Annotated in this window: 9 protein-coding genes; 3 read left to right on the forward strand and 6 right to left on the reverse strand. The window is 69.5% G+C overall.

Annotation, left to right across the window (positions count from 1 at the left end; all coding sequences use genetic code 11):
- Nucleotides 1–2: 2 nt before the first annotated feature.
- The 3 genes from ACQFYA_RS14060 to ACQFYA_RS14070 all read right to left on the reverse strand — a co-directional run bounded on the left by ACQFYA_RS14060 (nucleotide 3) and on the right by ACQFYA_RS14070 (nucleotide 1,475).
- Nucleotides 3–611 carry a DUF1788 domain-containing protein gene (locus tag ACQFYA_RS14060; protein ID WP_499125236.1) on the reverse strand — a complete coding sequence of 203 codons (609 nt, stop codon included), beginning with the start codon at nucleotides 609–611 and terminating at the stop codon, nucleotides 3–5.
- Nucleotides 611–1,213: a DUF1819 family protein gene (locus ACQFYA_RS14065; RefSeq protein WP_499125238.1), complete on the reverse strand. Its 603-nt coding sequence runs from the start codon at nucleotides 1,211–1,213 to the stop codon at nucleotides 611–613. Before ACQFYA_RS14065 ends, ACQFYA_RS14060 begins: the two co-directional genes overlap by 1 nt.
- Before the next feature lie 67 nt (nucleotides 1,214–1,280).
- Nucleotides 1,281–1,475 carry a helix-turn-helix domain-containing protein gene (locus ACQFYA_RS14070; RefSeq protein ID WP_499125239.1) on the reverse strand — a complete coding sequence of 65 codons (195 nt, stop codon included), beginning with the start codon at nucleotides 1,473–1,475 and terminating at the stop codon, nucleotides 1,281–1,283.
- 925 nt (nucleotides 1,476–2,400) lie between these two features.
- On the opposite strand from ACQFYA_RS14070, the gene ACQFYA_RS14075 reads away from it, so the two are divergent.
- Nucleotides 2,401–3,588 carry a DUF932 domain-containing protein gene (locus ACQFYA_RS14075; RefSeq protein ID WP_499125241.1) on the forward strand — a complete coding sequence of 396 codons (1,188 nt, stop codon included), beginning with the start codon at nucleotides 2,401–2,403 and terminating at the stop codon, nucleotides 3,586–3,588.
- Nucleotides 3,589–3,789: 201 nt separating this feature from the next.
- Here ACQFYA_RS14075 and ACQFYA_RS14080 read toward each other — a convergent pair whose 3' ends face one another.
- From ACQFYA_RS14080 to ACQFYA_RS14090, 3 genes are all read right to left on the reverse strand, one after another.
- The gene (locus ACQFYA_RS14080; protein WP_499125243.1) at nucleotides 3,790–6,165 is read right to left on the reverse strand and encodes a HelD family protein; all 2,376 of its coding nucleotides are present in this window, start codon (nucleotides 6,163–6,165) and stop codon (nucleotides 3,790–3,792) included.
- A 411-nt stretch (nucleotides 6,166–6,576) separates the two neighbouring features.
- Nucleotides 6,577–9,939, reverse strand: a complete 3,363-nt coding sequence (locus ACQFYA_RS14085) for a UvrD-helicase domain-containing protein (protein ID WP_499125244.1) — start codon at nucleotides 9,937–9,939, stop codon at nucleotides 6,577–6,579.
- Nucleotides 9,936–13,121 (reverse strand): PD-(D/E)XK nuclease family protein, encoded by a 3,186-nt coding sequence (locus ACQFYA_RS14090; protein WP_499125246.1) that lies wholly within the window; start codon nucleotides 13,119–13,121, stop codon nucleotides 9,936–9,938. The genes ACQFYA_RS14085 and ACQFYA_RS14090 overlap by 4 nt, the downstream gene beginning before the upstream one ends.
- 437 nt (nucleotides 13,122–13,558) lie before the next feature.
- On the opposite strand from ACQFYA_RS14090, the gene ACQFYA_RS14095 reads away from it, so the two are divergent.
- Together ACQFYA_RS14095 and ACQFYA_RS14100 are read left to right on the forward strand one after the other, a co-directional pair.
- The gene (locus ACQFYA_RS14095; protein WP_499125247.1) at nucleotides 13,559–14,065 is read left to right on the forward strand and encodes an NYN domain-containing protein; all 507 of its coding nucleotides are present in this window, start codon (nucleotides 13,559–13,561) and stop codon (nucleotides 14,063–14,065) included.
- A gap of 21 nt (nucleotides 14,066–14,086) precedes the next feature.
- Nucleotides 14,087–14,320, forward strand: coding sequence for a hypothetical protein (locus tag ACQFYA_RS14100; RefSeq protein WP_499125248.1), 234 nt, complete (start codon nucleotides 14,087–14,089; stop codon nucleotides 14,318–14,320).
- Nucleotides 14,321–14,345: the final 25 nt, after the last annotated feature.

Consider the following 14,345-nt stretch of genomic DNA (forward strand, 5'->3'; position numbering starts at 1 on the left):
GGTCATGCTTCCTGGTCGAGGATGCGCTTGGCGCGGTAGAAGGAGTCGTCCTTGAGCTGTCCGAACAGCACGAGCGCCGAGCCCTGCGTGGCCGACACCTCGTACCTCCCGGGGAAGAACATCAGCATCGGATTGTCCGAGACGACGGTTTGCAGGTTGTTCAGCACCGTGTGCGAGCGCACAAACGGGAACACCTCGCCGATACCGGTCAGGAACAGGATCTGGAATGACTCGCCCGCGATTCGCTCCTTGATCGCGGGGGCAAGGTGAATCTGCGGGTCGAGCATGTTCTGGAGCATCTTGAGGAAGTCGGGCTTGTCCATCGTCGGCTCGGCGGCCAGGACGCGCTCCCACACGTTGCGCGCCTTGAGCAGCTCGACGCACAGGTCGTAGAGGTTGATCTCGAAGACCTTGATGCCCCGCTCGGTGTTGAGTTTGGTCTTGATGCGCTTCTTCGCTTGGGCGACGTCAAGAGCCCACGCGGGGTCGTAGTCGTAGATGAAGTGGGCCACCTCGTTTCCGAGGCCCTCCATCTTCAAGAAGCGCTCGCTGCTGAGCACCTTGAACAGGTGCGCCTCCTGCTGGGCGAGCGTGGGCTGGGAGTTAGGCATCAGACGAGCCTCGTCGGGAAGAATCGGACATCGCTCGGCGCGTGCTCGTTGAGGCACTCTGCAACCCGGGTGGACATCATTGCGGGTTCGATCTGCCCTTGCGCGGTGAGCAGCTCCGCGTCGGTCAACATCTTGAAGAGCACCTGCCGGAGCTTCTTGTAGGTCGTGTCGGAGACGGCGTTGAGCTCGTCATGCCACAGCGCCTTCGCTCGGTAGAAGGAGTCGTAGTCCTCGTGGGAGACGGCGCCCGCAAGCGTGAGGAAGCGCTCGCGGAGCACCTCCTCGGCGAACTCTCCGACGAGGTCATAGCGACGGCAGGCCGCGACCCACATGAGGTGACCGCGCTCTGTGGAGGTGCCGTCAGCGACGATCTCGACCTCACGGTCGGAGAGCGCCGACATTCGTTTGACTGTCTCGCGCACGGAGCGAACACTGGTTCGGTAAGCGCGCGCCTGCAGGAGGTTCTTGTCGACCGCGAGGTCACGGACCTTCACCCAATCGCGATGCTCCTTGTATAGAGGGGCCACGACCGCGGCCTCGCGCACCAGGAGGCCACCATTGGTGAACGACAGCGCGTAGCGGGGGGACGCTTGAGCGCTCATCGGGTGGTCCTCCTTCCGGATCCAGGCAGGTCGAGCAAGGTACTGCGCGGCACCGACACTCGCGGGCTCACTCGTCGCCGTCGGTCGACGTCGCTGTGCCGCCGCTTCGCACCCAAGCGTCGACCTCGCTCGTCTGGAACTTCCACAAGCGGCCGACCTTGTGCGCCGGCATGCCCTTGTCCGCGATCCACGCGTAGACCGTGTCCTTCGTGACGCCGAGGTGCGCGGCGATGCCGTCGGCGGACAGCCACGGATCAGCCAAGGACTGTCTCCCATCTACTCGGGCCCCGAACGGGTCAGGGCCACGCTACCGGGTGTCGACGGCTGAGACCGGGTCTAACCGGGTATGACGGTCCGCAAGGCGATAGTTCACCCTGGAGGTCGCCCTCGGGTCGAGGATGGTGGCGTCCATGACCGACGACGCATCCAACGACTGCGCGCTGTGCGGTCACCAAGCTCACCAAGCTCACCAAGGTGCCTCGTGAAGGAACCGTTGGGGACCCTCACTCCCCGGAAGCCTGAGAGTCGTGGCAGCTCCGAAGAAGCACCCGGACACGCTCCGGGCCACGCGATCCGCATCGCGATCGATCCACGGCGTGACCCGGCGGCAAGCGAGGACGCACTGACAAGGGTCGATGAGTAGCTCGATCAATCCCGAGACGCGGCGCATCTGGGTCACACAGGCCGAGACTGATGCCGGTGACCGGCCCGGGCTCACGTCGAGCGACGCATGCGGGCCGACCGAACCGGAGCGATAGAACCGGGGCCGCGGCGAGCGGGCGCGATCCTACGCAGTGCGCATAGGCTCTTCGGGTCAATTCCGCCCCTCCACTGAACCGGGGGAGCAACCTGCTGCCCGACCAAAGGGCTCACGCCGCGTGAACCGGTCCGAGTCCCGTTCCACCGCGGACACCCTGTCCGCCTTCTGCCGATCGCCGCTACCCTGCGTCTCGCGGTCCATCGCGGGATTCTTGTTCCACACAAGCAACGATCCCTGACGCCGTCTCACTGTCAGACCGTCTCGCTGCATCACCACAGGTCAAGGTCACGATCTACGGCTGCAGCACAAGTTTTTTCACCCGGTCCGACCCGCAGCCCCCGGCAGGTCGTCACGTATCTTGCCAAGCGTCCCGCCTGCACATTTGCTGGCCACGGAAAGACGCTGCACCACCCCCGACCCCACTTTCATGATCGTCGCGCCCGCCGACTTCACGGGCCAACCCCGACGACGGCTCCCGCACGGAGCGAGCCCCAAGGCAGGAGAGGAAGACACGTTGTCACGCGAGACTGCCGAGTGGCTCAACACGCAGACCCTGATCGGCTTCGCGCAGAGGAGGGGCAACGCCTGGCACTATCGCAAAACGCTCCAGGGCACGGAGCCCAACCACTACGATGGTGCGATCCCCCCGGACGACGTCCGTCGGCGGCTCTTCCACTGGGAGGGCGTCTATCGACGCGTTGCCGTCGAGGTCCCGGCCACAGGCCTCGACGACTGGACCCACCAGGACGAGCACGGGGAGCCCATGCGCTGGGCGGTGCTGGACGGGAAGCGAGCAACCGACAGGTCGGACAGGACCACCGGCGAGGTCTTCTCGGTCGTCAGCAGCGACTACCAGCTCCACCAATACGGTGAATGGCTCGTCGACAGCGTTGAGACACTCCTGCACGGGGGCCTGCAGATCAGCTCGGCCGGGCTTCTCAAGCGCGGCGCCATCGCGTGGGTCGAGGTCTCCGTCGCCGAGAACCGGAGCACCTCGCAAGGCGTGGAGTACCGCCCAAACCTCCTCGCGACGACCTCGATGGACGGCGGCAGCGCCACGATCTACAAGCGCACGATCACAGACGTCGTCTGCGACAACACCCGCGCCGCGGCCCTGCGGGAGTCAGGAGCCGAGCTACGAGTTCGGCATTCGAAGCACTCGGACCTGCACGTCGTCGATGCGCGCAACGCGCTCCAGATCATCGAGAGCGCATCCGACGCGTTCGAGGCGCAGGTTGCCGAGCTGTGTAAGACGGTAGTCACTGACGCCCAGTGGAGCGCGATCCTCGAACGGCTCGTCCCGATCGACCGCCAGCGTGACGCGAAGTACTTGCTCGAGCTCAAGGAGCGCAAGCGCGACGCCCTGGACTTCCTCTACCGGAACGATCCGCGATGCTCGCCATGGACAGGCACGGCGCACGGCGTGGTCCAGGCCGTCAACACCTGGGAGCACCACGCCCGGCAGCCGCAGCGCAAGGCGCTCCAGAACAACTTGGAGGCACAGAACGCGTGGCGCGCCGACCGCAACATGCAGCGGACGGTCGACGGACGCTTCGACGAGATAGATCGGACGACGTATCGGCTAATCCGGGACGTCGTCGAGCTGGCTGCCTGACGCCGGACGGTTGCGTGGGTGATCGGCCAGTTGCGTCGTCAGAACGCCACGCTCGCCGGCCTTGTCCCCGCAGCTCGGTGTCCTGGTGTGCGCGTTGGCCCCCTGGTGTGGCATGAGCTCGAACGCCTCGCCGCCGACAAGTCCGCCATTGCCGCGCACGATGGGCGTGATACGCCGTACGCAGTCCGTTTCAGGCGTCGGCTAATTGTCCGAGTCCAGGGACAGCGACCTGCCTGCCCTCTCCAGAATCTCCTGCCATAGCACCGGAGGCACGGTCTCGCTCAGCAACTCGACGATCTCGTCCGCCGTCCGCGCGACGACCGCCTCCTGGCGTGGCGTCAGCGAACGTGCCACCTTCCGTGCGGTAGCTGACCCATCCGGTGACGCATCGACTCCGCCCGCGGCCTCTGGCGTACTGGCAACGCCCCCGTGGAGGTTGTGCGCGGTGACGTCCTGGAGTTCGCGGAGCACAGCCACTCCTTCAGCCTGCCCTGCCTTCAGATCGACCGTCGCGTGGGGCTCATCCATGGGCACATCGCCGCCGAGAGCCTCCGGGAGCCGACCAAGCGGATGGAGAATCTCCAGGTATCGCGTCGTGCGTGTCAGCGCGATGTAGAGCAAGCGATAACCGTGCGGGTCCGACATGGCAATGCTCAGCGGGTCAACGACGACGACCGTGTCGAACTCCAAACCCTTCGCACCGACGGGGCTGACCAGGTTGAACGATGGGCCAAGCTCACCACCGTCAGCGTCGGTGTAAGGCAGGCCAGCATCGTCGAACACGGCAGCGATGTCCGCCCGAAGGGTGTCCGGAACGACCACTCCGACGAACATGTCATCCGCGAAATCGAGGAGCACCTCGAGCAGCGGGTCGTACGTGGACGGGCCGTCAGCAAGCTCGGTCACGCCTGGTTCAGCACCGACGGAGCGGACGGAACGCGGAGGCTGGACCCCTTCCGCCGCCCACGGCAACAGCTGGGCCGCGTACTCCATGACCTCGCGGGGGACGCGGTAGCCGTACTCCAGGCTGGCGATCGTTTTGGGCAAGTCCGTCTCGATCAGGTCGAGAAGGTCCTCCCACGAATTGCGGGCCCACAACCCTGTCGATTGGGCAATATCGCCCGCGATCGTCATCGCGCCTGTGCGGGATCGACGCGCGATCGCCCGCACCTGCATCGGCGACAGGTCTTGGGCCTCGTCCACGACGATGTGGCCGTACTGCTTCGGCCTCTCGCCCAGCAACGCCCTCGCCTCGTCCAGCAGGAAGAGGTCCCCGGCCGACCACACCTGTGCCGACGTCTTCGTGGCCGATGCGCGCCGCAGCATCTGGACCTCCGTCCCGGACAGGTCATCTCCCGCCGCATCGACGAGACGGTCGAGGGAGCCGAAGAGATCTGCCAAGAGCCCATGCGCGGTCATGCGGGGCCAACAGCGTTCGACCGCAGCGTCCAGATCACGGGAACTGACGCGGCGCGCAAGGTCTTCCTGGCCGCTCAGGCGCCGCTCCGATTCGAATCGCGCCCGAATCTTGTCGGCGACGTGGTCGCTCAGGATCCGTCGCAGCGTTCTGCGACCGGCCTCGTAGGAGAGCTCCCGCAACGGCGTGAGGAGTCGTTCGATCTCCTCCGGCGCCACGGTGATGGTCCACGCGACATCCGCGACCGAGAACTCCAGCTCGGACCCGGGAACCCGCACTCGGTTCGCGAGAGCGCGGCCCAGGACGTCCACCATGCGCAGGTCGCCCTTCAGCCGGGCTGCAGCCGTGCCGTCATGCAGCCCGACGGTGTAGTCGCCCTCAATGAGATGGCCCAGGTCGACGACCCGGATGCTCTCGTCACCGAGCTCCGGGAGCACCCGGCCGATGTACTTCGTGAACGTGGCGCTCGGGCCGACGACGAGCACGTCCTCGGCGTTAAGGCCGGGCTCGTTGAACAGGATCGACGACAGACGGTGGAGCGCAACCGCCGTCTTGCCTGTGCCCGGTCCGCCTTGGACGACCAGGACCTGGCGCGCGTCGGCACCGATGAGAGCCGATTGCGCGGCCTGCAACGTCTCGACGATCTGGCGCATCTCGGTGCTGCGGTCAGAGTTCAACGCGTCCTGGAGCTGCGCGTCGATCAGCGGGGGGAATGACTCGCCATCCTCGAGTGCAGCGACTCGTTCGGCCAGCTCGGCAAAGACGGTGTCGTCGATAGCGTCGATCCGGTTGAACTTCGAAGTTTCAAACCGTCGACGGCGCTCGACCTCGCCCGGCTGTTTGTGCGTCGCCGTCCGGAGCTTGAGGATGTAGCGCGCCTTCCAGGAGTAGACGCCGGCGCTCGGCACCGCACCGTAGCCGACGTAGTAGCACCCGCCGTCTTTCGTGTCATAGCGGGCGAACGCGGCGGCATCGTCGCTCGCACCCAGGGTCCCGCCATCGCCGTTTCGCCTCAGCGCCGCGGCAGCCTTCTTGTCACCGGTGCTGCTCGCCGAGCTCAGGCGGACTCCGCGCTTGTTTTCGCGCTCCTCAACGACGTCGTCGAAGAATTTCTGCTCCGCCTCGATGGCGGCGCCCCTGTCCGGCACCGTGATCGTCACGCCGTACTCCCATGCACTCGTGCTCGCTCCTTGCCGCGAATTGAAGCGGCTGCCACTGACAGGCGCTGCCTTGCCTCGCTGGACCTGATGTCGCCGGGGTCAGCACCCGTGCGCCCGTGAAATCCATATCGGGCATGTGACCAGCACCGTGCTCTAGGTTCCCGAGCCCCCGGGGGCGGCGTCCAGCCGAAGTGCCCAACTCGGCCACCAGTCTTGGACCGCGGCTATGCCGCGGCACAATAGCCAAGAAACGGCAGAGACGTTCTACCCATCTGCGGCGTACCCGCACTGACCGGACTATGAACTCCGCCACGGTGACGGAGTGTGGGCCCCGGGCTCCTAGGGAAGCCGGCCCCCCGACCTCGACTGACCAAGCTCCTTGAATACCGAAGAGCCTGACCGCGACCCCCGTCAATTCGAGGGTACGGGGACCGGCATTGCCTGCAGTGGGTGCAGGAACAGCAGCTCTGCTCGCACGGTCGCACCTGTCGCGTCACCGAGGCACCGCGCGTACGCCCGCAGCTGCGGCGCGTAGTACTCCAGCCGACTGGGATAAGCCCCCGGCGGCACGGCGTCGGTCTTGTAGTCCACGACGACGAGCGTGCCGTCGTCGTCGCGGAAGACGAGGTCCACGTACCCCTCGAGCACGGTGCCATCAGAATCCGGGTTGTCGTCAAGCGTCCCGACGTACGTCTCCCGCCAGTGCTCGCGCTGCGCCGCGCGCTGCACGAGGTCGCTCGCCAGCGCGGACCGCACCAGCGCGGCGACCAGGTCCTCGGTGCCCACCACGCCCTCGACCACGCACTGTGCGGCGACGGCCTCCTCCACGCCGTCGCCGGTGGCGAGGTCCACCGCCTGCAGCACTGCGTGCACGGCCCGGCCGATCGCCGACCCATACCGGCCCTTCGACCACGGCGGCAGCTCTAGGTCCCGGCCGCCCTTCGCCTGTCCCTCCGCCACGGCGTCGGGTGCAGCCAGCACCAATGCGGGCTCCGTACCCTCCAGCCCCGACGCGCTGATCGCGGCGTCCCGGTCGCTGCTCGCCCGTGCGGCGGTCACGCCCGCCAACCACTCGTCGTACGGCGGGAGCGGCCCGACGCCGTCGTCCTCGCGCGCACCGCGCACACCCCCGCTACCGGAAGCATCGCCGTCCGACGCTGACGCGAACCGCTCCTCCCCCAGCGACCCGGCGCCGCCTTCGTCGGCGAGCAGCTTCGCCGCCGAGCCGGCCTTCGACCCATCGACCCGGTGCAGCGACACCACCAGGTGGTCGCGCGCCCGCGTCGCCGCGACGTACAGCAGGCGCCGCTTCTCCAGCTCGTCCATCTGCTCGTCGACGGGCTGGACGACGTCGAAGTCGTCCGTCTCCACGCCCGCACGGAACCGCACCGAGTACCCGCCGCCCTCGGGCCACAGCAGCTTGACCCCTGCCCGCCGCCGCGACTGCGACGTCATCCCGGACAGCACCACCATCGGGAACTCCAGTCCCTTGGCCGCGTGCACGGTCATGACGCGCACGGCGTCGACGTCGGTCTCCGGCAGCACGGACTCCGCCACCCGCGTGGTCTCCGTGCCCTGGTGCGCCGCCCACGCGAGGTACGCGCGCAGCCCGCCGTGCGACACCTCGCCCCACGCCCTCGCCTGGTCGACGACGAACCGCAGCCGCCGCCACACGTCCCGCGACCGCGGGTCGGGCGCCGCGACCTCCAGCATTCGCCGTCCGTCCACGATCGCGCCGAGCACCTCCGACGGCGTCGCCCACCGCGATCGGAAGTACAGGTCGCGCAGCCACGCCAGCGCCTCGGCAACCGGGCCGTCCGACGCCCCGGGCGCCGTCGTCCCCTCCAGGGTCGAGAACACCGTGAACCGGCCGCCGGCGTGCTTCCACCGCCACAGGTCGTCGTCGCCGCACCCGAACAACGGCGAGCGCAGCGCCGTGACCAGCGACAGCTCGTCGCTCGTGTCCGCGACGGCGCGGGCGCACGCAAGGAGGTCGCGCACCTCGGCTGCCTCGTAGACCAGCGAGCTCGCCTCCGCCCGGTACGGCACCCCCGCGGCGTCGAGCGCGTCCTCCAGCTGCGGCAGCGACGTGCGCGCGGGCACCAGGACGGCGATGTCGCCCGGCCTCACCGGGCGCCAGCCGTCGCCGTGAGCACCGGCCGAGCGGTCCTGCACCTGCCAGCCCTCGTCGATCGCCCGCCGCACGACGCCCGCGACGTCCGCGGCTTCCCGCTCGCGCAGCACGGTCGCGGACGGCTTGTCGATGTGCGCGTCGGCGCCGAGGACGACGACACCCTCCGGCGGTCGCGAGTCACTGGATTTCGACAAGCTCAATCGGCGGTTGGGGCTCGACCGGCGGTGGCGGGCCAGCGGCTCGTATTCCGGCTGCCGGTCGGCGTCCGGGACGATGACCTGCCCGAACACCGCATTCACCCAGTCGAGCACCGCCGGCACCGTGCGGAAGTTGGTGGTGAGGCTGACCCGCTCCCCCAGCGTCTCCTGCGCCGACAGGTAGGTGGCGATGTTCGCGCGGCGGAACCGGTAGATGGACTGCTTCGCGTCGCCGACCACGAACAGCCGGCCCGGTGGGACGTCGACGTCCTGCCAGCGCTCCGCCGTCGCGTCCCTGCCGCCCGCGATCCGCGTGGCGAGCTCGATCTGGATGGGGTCGGTGTCCTGGAATTCGTCCAGCAGCAAGTGCGTGTACGTGCGGTGCAGGGCCTCGCGCACGTCGGGGTCGTGGCGCAGCAGGCGGCGCGCCAGCACCAGCAGGTCGTGGAACTCCAGACGCCCCTCACGACGGCGGTCCTCCGCCGCGGCGAGCACCTGCTCGGCCGTCCAGCGGGTGAGGATGCGCAGCGTGCGGTCGACGACGCGCTTGAACTCCGCCGCGGCTTCCTCGGCGACGTCCTTCCCGCCGTCGCGGACCTCCTTGATCACCCCCGCCCAGTTCCCCGCACGGCCCTTGTTGCCGTACTTCAGGTCGCTGAGCTTCTGCAGCCCCGCGAGGCGACCGCCGTCGTCCACCGCGGCGTCGAGCGCACCGAGAGCGGCCTCCAGCTCGGCCAGCTTCGGCAGCATCGTGTCGTCCGGCTCGTTGCAGTGCTCACGCAGCGAGAGCACCGCACGCGCCCGCCGCACGACGGCGTCCACCACCGGCCGAACCACCGGCTCCGGCTCCCCCGCGAGCACGCGCTCGTCGATGAGGTCCCAGTCGGAGCCGAGCGCCTTCGTCAGCGCGCGCACGTCGTCGAGCTTGACCCCGCCCGCGAGCGCCAGCAGCAGCGCCGGGGCGATCTCGTCGTCGTCCAGCAGCGCGATCCGCAGCGCCGACCACTGCTCCTCGAACGCCACCGACGACCCGACCTCGTCCATCCCCTCCAGCAGCGGCGGCAGCCCGGCCGCGATCGCGTGTTCGGTGAGGATGCGCTGTGCGAACGAGTGCAGCGTGCCGATGGCGGCGGCGTCCAGGTCGTCGAGCGCGTCGCCGGCGCGACGGCGGAGCTCGGCATCGTCGGACTCGTCCGCGTCGCGGCGCGCTTTCTCGAGCTCCACCCGCAGCCGGTCGCGCAGCTCGGCACCCGCTTTCTCGGTGAAGGTGACCGCCGCGACGTTCCGCAGACGCACGCCATCGCGCAGCACGAGTGTGCGCACGCGCTGCACCAGCGCGGTCGTCTTGCCCGAGCCCGCGCCAGCGTTGACGAACAGCGTGCGGTCGGTGGCCTCGGCGATACGGTCGCGGGAGTCCTGGTCGACGACAGCGGTGGTCGTCATGCGTCGTCTCCGTCCGTAGCGTCGTCCGTCGCGACAGGTGCGGGCAGCGCGTCTGGCTCGATGAGGCCCACCAGCTCCGCCAGCTCGGGAGAAGCGCGCTTGACCTCCCACCGTCCGCGAGCCTCGCCATGGCCGATGCTGTCCGGATTGCAGTAGGAGCACTGGGTGAACGCGAAGTCGGGCGCGTCCGGCGGGCGCAGCGGGAACAGGCCGGCGGCGATGGAGCGGGTCAGCACGCCGATCGTGGCGGCGAACCTCGTCTCCAGCTCACGCGTGAGCGGCACCTCGATACGCCCCGGGTCCTTGCGCACGAACCAGTACGACGCCGCCACGCCCGCCGTCCCGCCGCCGAACGCGTCGCGTGCCGCGAGCCCGTACACCGGCAGCTGCAGCTTGGTGCCGGCGACAAGCTCGTCGCCTTCCTTGATGTCCTTGAATTTCGTGCGGGAGCCGGTCTTGATGTCCGTGACGTAGACCGTGCCGCCCGCGCCGACGTCGACCTTGTCGATGCTGCCGCGCAGGCGCACGCGGCCGGTGGGGCTATCCCCGTACGGCCCGGGCACCGCGACCTCCACCGCGGGCGCCGAGTCGCCCTCGTCGAACCCGAACCGCTGCTCGCTGGCCACCGGGCGGGCTCCGAGATCGGCGCGCCACGCGTCGTCGACGTCCAGCAGCGCGAGGACGTCCGCCTCGATGCGGGTGCGCTCGTCGTCCCACATCCGCGGGTGGCCGGACAGGCCGCGACGCTCGACGTCGTCGCACAGCTCGCGCGTGATAGCGGCGAGACGGCGGCGGGCCGGCTCGGGCCACGGCGCGCCGTGGCAGGGCAGGTCGCCGGCGTCCCGGCACTCGGCGACGAGGCGCTCGTACGCGCCGTGGACAATTTTCCCGACGTCGAGCGAGCGGACGGTGACGATCTCCTCCGGCTGCTCGATCGGGCGGACCCCCAGCAGCCGGGAGACGAAGAACGCGTGCGGGCACGTCGCGTAGGCCTCGAGGGTGGTGGGTGCGATGGCGCGCGCGTCGGCGTCGTCCGCGGAGGCATAGTCGGGCAGGCCCTCGACGCCTTGCAGGTTGCCGTCGAAGCGTGTGAGCGTAGCTGATCGGCGCGCTTCGAGGAGCTCCTGGGCGGCGATGGTGACGTCGTCGTCGAGGCTCCCGGTGAGCGCCGCGCGAACCCGCCACTCGCCGCCGGTGGCGAGGCGGGCCGTACGTCGCAGCTCCCCCGCGAACGACGGCGCCTTCGCCATGGCGTCGCCATAGTCGGCGCCCTCCCAGCGGGTCGCAGGCAGGGTGGGATCACCGGCGAGGGCGCGCAAGGAGGAGAGCAGCCACCGGCTGGGCAGCCGGTGGCTGGACGACCGCAGGTCGCCGCGCGGGAACGACGCGACGGCGTCGGGTGCGGACGCGAACGCCGCGAGCAGGTGGCGGAACTGCGCGTTGAGGCGGTCGCGCGGGACGCGCAGCGGTTCGACGGCGGTGCGCACAGCCTCCGGCAGCAGCGCGTCGGTGCGGGGGCGGCCGGGGTAGAGATCCTCGCTGAGGCCGACCACGACGACGGTGTCCAGGTCGAGCCCGACGGCGGACGACAGCGGCGCGACGAGCACGCCGTCGCCCGTCTTGCCGACGCGAGGGCGTGCGTTCTCCAGCTCAGCGCGCAGCACGTCGGCGAGGGCCTCGAGCGACGCGTCCGCGCCGACGTCGTCGAGCACGGCGAGTCCGCGCAGCACGCTGGTCACGGCCGTGGCGGCATACTGCTCCTCGGGCGGGAGCTTCAGCAGGTCTTCGCCCTCACCGATGAGGGCGGTGACCAGGTCGAGCGCCCACACGGACAGCTCGCGCCACGACGCGATCTCGGCGCCGCGCGCGAGCTCGTCGCGCAGGCGGGTGGTGAACGCGAGCAGCTCGGCGCCAGTCTCGGCGCGGTTCCGCGCTGCTCTGATCGCCCCGGGGCGTGCGTCGTCCTCGTCGGCCGCAGCGATTCGCTCCGCGGCGGCGACGAAGTCCGCGAGCCGCCCACCCCAGTCCGGCCCGCCGACGATCCCCGCCTCGCGCGAGAGCCGCTCCCACCGCGAGACCGGGATGCGCGAGCCGGCGAAGTCCCGGACCGGCGCTCCCGCCAGGGCCCGGAACAGGTCGGCGCGGGGCAGGTCCGCCGGGCCGAGCGCGAGCAGTTCCAGCACGGTGCGGGCCAGCGCTCGCTCGACGACGGGCCGCGACCCCGGGCCGTTGACGCGGATACCCGCCTCCACCAGGTGCTCGTGCAGCAGGCGGGCGTACGGGTCGCGGGCGGTGTACAGGACGGCGATGCGGTCGGCGCGTTGACCTGGCTGCTGGAGCGCTGTGACGACCTCACGGACTGCGCCACGCACCTCGTCGTCCGAGTCCGAGGCATTGGCGATGCGCGTGGCGGTGGGGATGTGCAGAGGTCCGACAGCTTCCGTGTCACTGCCGGCATCGGCCGCGATCTGGTCGTCCAGCAGGCGGGTGAGGTGTGCGTCACCGCGCTTGGTGCCCGTCTCCCCGGCGATGACGATGACGTCCGTGGCGACCGCGAGCGCGTCGACGAACCGTCGTTCGGGGAGCGTGAGGTCCTGCGGTAGGTACAGGACGACAGGCTCGGTAACAGCCCCAGCGCGGACTCTGGCTGCGTCGAGGAGGTCGCGGGCGTCGTACCAGGCCGGAGCGAGCGCGGCGGTGACGTCGCGGTGCAGACGCACAAGGTCCCGGGTGGTGGCAGGGCCCTCGGCGTGGAGGGTGTCGAGGTCCACGGCGTCGACGTCGCGCAGCTCGCGATGCGCGGCGGTGAGCGCCTCGACCGTGGCGGTGTGGTCGGCGACCTCGTGGAACAGACCAGGGTCGCGGGCGAGCGCGGCCCGCCACGCCGCCGCAACCACTGGGCCGGTGGCTGGACGCCGTGGCGCCAGCGACGGGGCGGCGAGTCGCTCGGCCAGGCGGGCGAGGGTCGTGACCTCGAGGCCGGCGATGCCGGGCTTGGTGGGTGCGCCGGGTCGGACGATGCCGTGGCGGGCCAGGTGGCGGCGGGCGACCGTGCCCGCCAGATGCGTCGGCGCCACCACGATGACCTGGGTCATCGGGTCGCGCTGCTTGAGCTCAGAGACCACCGCGCGCAGCGCGTCCAGCGCGGGCGCCCCATAGGGCGTACGGACTGTGCGGAGCACGCGACCTCCCTCGCGTCGTCGTCCAGATCATGCAAGCACGAGAGACACGCCGCCGCTCGGACGACCAGCGCCGCCAGGGAGGCAACGAGTCCCTGGCGCCGAGCGTTGGTCACGGTGTTACCACGCAAACTTGACAGTATCGCCAAGTTTGGGGTAAGGTTTGGCCCACGTTCGGCGAGAGTCGAGCGGAGGCCCCGCGGCCGACGCTCCTTACCCACCGGTAAAGGGCTCGGCCCTCGATTTACGAAGGTAAATCCGGGGATACCGGTCACCGCGCCAGGCCTCACCTCAGGACGTCACAGATCACAATCTTCGCCCCGCGCCCCTCAGGGACGCGGGGCGAAGTGCGTCTGCAGCATGGCTGCGGACGGCATGCCAAAGAGTTGATCAACATTGCCCATTCCTACTATGTGGTCTGACCACAGAACGGAGGCACTATGCCCTCCCGCCGCAAGACCCGCCGAGCCCAGCATGCCGCCGAACTGGCATACGGAAGAACCCTGCACCTTGTCGACGTCGAAAACGTTTGCGGAACCGGATGCCTGAGCGCCGAACGGGTCCGCGAAGTGCGCGAGCTCCTCGCGCCTCACCGGCACACCCGGGGGGCCCACCACTGGATCGTCGGCGCGAGCAGTTCATCGAGTGCTCTCGCCCTGGCCGGTTGGGAGAACGCGCGTCGCGTCATGCGGCACGGCAAGGACGGCGCCGACCTGGCGCTCCTCGCGGTGCTCGACGAGGACGTGACCAGCCGCTACTCGCACGTTGTCGTCTATTCCGGAGACGGGACCTTCGCCGATGCGCTCGCCCGACTTGCCGCGCATGGCATCGACACGACTGTCGTCGCCCGCCCTGAGCAGCTCAGCACTCGCTTGCGCCTCGCCGCCCATCACGTCGTCCTGCTGCCGTCGCTCACTGCGGCCTCGGGCACCAACCTCGCCGCCTGAACCCCACGAAGGATCATCACCATGAGCACCCCGAAAAACGCCTGCGCCCACCTCTTCACCTCCGGGCGGCACACACCGGTGAGCGAGCGCGCACACGGCTGGATGCACGCCGACGTGATCGTCTGCTCCGACTGCGACGAGAAGGTCGTCCTGCGCGTCTACGACGACCACCGAGACGACCCCTTCCGTCGCCTGCCCCTCACCTGGGGAGAGAACTACGGCACTGCCAGTGGCCAGAACGGCGGCTCGCAGTGAACTGCGCTGCGCACCTGGACGACAC

The sequence above is a fragment of the Promicromonospora sp. Marseille-Q5078 genome, assembly GCF_050315395.1.
GTDB lineage: Bacteria > Actinomycetota > Actinomycetes > Actinomycetales > Cellulomonadaceae > Isoptericola.